This is a genomic window from Colwellia marinimaniae, from assembly GCF_002207865.1.
Lineage (GTDB): Bacteria > Pseudomonadota > Gammaproteobacteria > Enterobacterales > Alteromonadaceae > Colwellia > Colwellia marinimaniae.
Genome location: NZ_BDQM01000086.1, coordinates 1 through 1,145, shown reverse-complemented (window position 1 = coordinate 1,145; position 1,145 = coordinate 1). Strand labels below are relative to the sequence as shown.

Below are 1,145 nucleotides of genomic sequence, written 5' to 3'. Positions count from 1 at the left end.
GGCGAAGTTAAAGATTTTGCTCAAATCGATAACGCTCCAGAAGAACGTGAACGTGGTATTACTATCAATACTTCTCACATCGAATATGATACAGAAGTTCGTCACTATGCCCACGTAGATTGCCCAGGCCATGCTGATTATATCAAAAACATGATCACGGGTGCTGCACAAATGGATGGCGCTATCTTAGTAGTTGCGGCTACTGATGGTCCTATGCCACAAACACGTGAGCACATCTTATTATCTCGTCAAGTTGGTGTTCCTTACATCATCGTATTCATGAACAAATGTGACATGGTTGATGACGAAGAGTTATTAGAGCTAGTAGAAATGGAAGTTCGTGAACTTCTTAGCGAATATGACTTCCCAGGTGATGATTTACCAGTAATTCAAGGTTCAGCCTTAGGTGCATTGAACGGCGAAGAAAAATGGGTAGAGAAAGTACTTGAGCTAGCTCATCACTTAGATACTTACATTCCAGAGCCAGAACGTGCAATTGATGCTGCATTCATTATGCCAATTGAAGACGTTTTCTCAATCTCAGGCCGTGGTACTGTAGTAACGGGTCGTGTTGAGTGTGGTATCGTTAAAGTTGGTGACGAAGTAGAAGTTGTTGGTATCCGTGATACACAAAAATCTACTTGTACTGGTGTTGAAATGTTCCGTAAGCTTCTTGACGAAGGTCGTGCTGGCGAGAACTGTGGTATTCTTCTTCGTGGTCTTAAACGTGAAGATGTTGAACGTGGCCAAGTACTTTGTGCTCCAGGTTCAATCTTACCTCATACTAAATTCGAATCAGAAGTTTACATCTTAAGCAAAGATGAAGGTGGTCGTCATACTCCATTCTTCAAAGGCTACCGTCCACAGTTTTACTTCCGTACAACGGATATCACTGGTGCTGTAGAGCTTCCTGAAGGTGTTGAAATGGTAATGCCAGGCGACAACTTGAAATTTGTTGTTGAGCTAATCAACCCAGTAGCGATGGATGAAGGTTTACGCTTCGCTATCCGTGAAGGTGGTCGTACTGTTGGTGCTGGTGTTGTTTCTAAAATTATAGCTTAATTGATAACTAATTTGCGCTAGAGTTGGTGTTAGCGGCATTGGCAGTACTCATTGACTCACGTCAACTGCGTACTTCCACTTTG

1 protein-coding gene is annotated in these 1,145 nt (G+C 42.6%); it reads left to right on the top strand.

What is annotated here, in order from left to right; genetic code table 11:
- The coding region (gene tuf, locus MTCD1_RS18255; protein WP_088568992.1) for an elongation factor Tu at window positions 1–1,062 on the top strand (1,062 nt) is incomplete at its 5' end.
- Window positions 1,063–1,145: the final 83 nt, after the last annotated feature.